The sequence below is a fragment of the Acidobacteriota bacterium genome (genome assembly GCA_018001935.1).
In the GTDB taxonomy this organism is placed as follows: Bacteria; Acidobacteriota; JAAYUB01; order JAAYUB01; family JAAYUB01; genus JAGNHB01.
On the sequence record JAGNHB010000028.1, the window covers coordinates 1 to 2,500 of the forward strand.

The 2,500-nt window shown below is 55.5% G+C and carries 2 rRNA genes (1 of these 2 cut by a window edge); both read right to left on the reverse strand.

What is annotated here, in order from left to right:
- Positions 1-283: 283 nt before the first annotated feature.
- Positions 284-398: ribosomal RNA gene (gene rrf, locus KA419_11725) — 5S ribosomal RNA — on the reverse strand.
- A gap of 54 nt (positions 399-452) precedes the next feature.
- Positions 453-2,500, reverse strand: a 23S ribosomal RNA gene (locus KA419_11730); it runs 901 nt beyond the window's last position.

The window sequence follows — 2,500 nt, forward strand, 5'->3', positions numbered from 1 at the left end:
TTCTGTCAAAGGCTGCGGGGGCACAGGTCCAAAGAGAGTTCTTTGCGAAACGGGAGTGCGGTGGTGCTCCCCGCAGCCACTTGCTTCCTCGTCCTGATTACAATGTACAGGAGTGCGGCAGCGAGTCCGCGAGCTGCCGCTTTCGTGTGGTTCGTGGTATATTTTCCGTGTATTCCGTGTATTTCGTGGTTTCTTTTCCGGTTTGCGGTTTGGGAGGGAGGCTTCGGGGCGGGCAGGGCGAAAAAAGGAAAAGGCCCCGCAATGGCGGGGCCTTTGTATATAAGCTCGGCGGCGTCCTACTTTCCCACCAAGTCAATGGCAGTATCATCGGCGCTGAAGGGCTTAACGACCGAGTTCGGGATGGGATCGGGTGTACCCCCTTCGCTATGGCCACCGAACAATTCCGTTCGGCAGAATTTCAAAAAATTGGGAGATGACGGGCGAAATAAATAATGGTCAAGCCGCTCGACCGATTAGTACTGGTTAGCTGCGCGTGTTGCCACGCTTCCACTTCCAGCCTATCACCTGGTAGTCTACCAGAGGTCTTTAGTGCCTTACGGCAGGGAGATCTAATCTCGAGGTGGGCTTCACGCTTAGATGCCTTCAGCGTTTATCCCGACCGGACCTAGCTATCCAGCCATGCCGCTGGTGCGACAACTGGTGCACTAGAGGTCCGTCCATCCCGGTCCTTTCGTACTAAGGACAGCCCCTCTCAAATCTCCTACGCCCACAGCAGATAAGGACCGAACTGTCTCGCGACGTTCTAAACCCAGCTCACGTGCCGCTTTAACGGGCGAACAGCCCGACCCTTGGGACCTTCTCCAGCCCCAGGATGCGACGAGCCGACATCGAGGTGCCAAACCTTGCCGTCGATGTGGACTCTTGGGCAAGATCAGCCTGTTATCCCCGGCGTACCTTTTATCCGTTGAGCGATGGCCCTTCCACACGGAACCACCGGATCACTAAGTCCTGCTTTCGCACCTGCTCGGCTTGTAGGCCTCACAGTCAAGCGTGCTTGTGCCTTTGCACTCTACGGCTGATTTCCAAACAGCCTGAGCACACCTTAGAGCGCCTCCGTTACAATTTAGGAGGCAACCGCCCCAGTCAAACTGCCCGCCTAGCAATGTCCCTGAGCCGGATGACGACTCTAGGTTAGAACTCCGGAGTGTTAAGGGTGGTATCTCACCGTTGGCTCCCTGCAGGCTGACGCCCACAGTTCACAGCCTCCCACCTATCCTGCACATAACACACCAAAATCCACTGCTAAGGTACAGTAAAGGTGCACGGGGTCTTTCTGTCTAGCTGCGGGTAACCGGCATCTTCACCGGTGTTTCAGTTTCGCTGAGCCTCTTACCAAGACAGCGCCCAGATCGTTACGCCATTCGTGCAGGTCGGAACTTACCCGACAAGGAATTTCGCTACCTTAGGACCGTTATAGTTACGGCCGCCGTTTACCGGGGCTTCAGTTCAAAGCTTCGCTTGCGCTGACCTCTCCCTTTAACCTTCCGGCACCGGGCAGGCGTCAGACCCTATACGTCGTGTTCGACTTAGCAGAGTCCTGTGTTTTTAGTAAACAGTCGCCTGGGCCCTTTCACTGCGACCCGCGTCGGCTCGGGGGGCGAACCCCTCCACCTACCGCGGGCACTCCTTCTTCCAAAGTTACGGAGCTAGTGTGCCTAGTTCCTGAGTAAGAGTTCTCTCAAGCGCCTAGGTATTTTCTACCCATCTACCTGTGTCGGTTTACGGTACGGTCGCATGAAGCACTCCCTAGAGGTTTTTCTTGGCGGCATGGTGTAAGCCAGTTCGCCCAAAAAGGGCTCCCCATCACCTCTCGGAGTTGACGGTCCGCCGGATTTGCCTAGCAGACCCTCCTACGAGCTTGGACCGGGACAACCATGACCCGGCTGAGCCTTCCCTTCCGCGTCACCCCATTGGTAGTAACGCACTTCATGCGGTACAGGAATATTAACCTGTTTCCCATCACCTACGCCTTTCGGCCTCGGCTTAGGGGCCGACTAACCCTTGGCGGATTAACCTTCCCAAGGAAACCTTAGATTTTCGGCGAGCACGCCTCTCACGTGCTTTATCGCTACTCGTGCCGGCAGAGTCTCTTCCAACCAGTCCAGCATGTCTCGCAACACACCTTCACCCGATTGGAATGCTCCCCTACCAATCTGCAAAGCAGATTCCGCAGCTTCGGCAACAGGCTTGAGCCCCGTTGAATTGTCGGCACGGAGCCGCTTGACCAGTGAGCTATTACGCTTTCTTTTAAGGGTGGCTGCTTCTAAGCCAACCTCCTGGTTGTCTAAGCGTCTCCACATCCTTTACCACTTAGCCTGTATTTGGGGGCCTTAGCTGGCGGTCTGGGCTGTTTCCCTTTCGACTACGAATCTTAGCACCCGCAGTCTGACTCCCGGATTGCAATTTTCGGCATTCGAAGTTTGGTTGGATTCGGTAACCTTTTAGGGCCCCTAGTCCATTCAGAGCTCTACCACCGAAA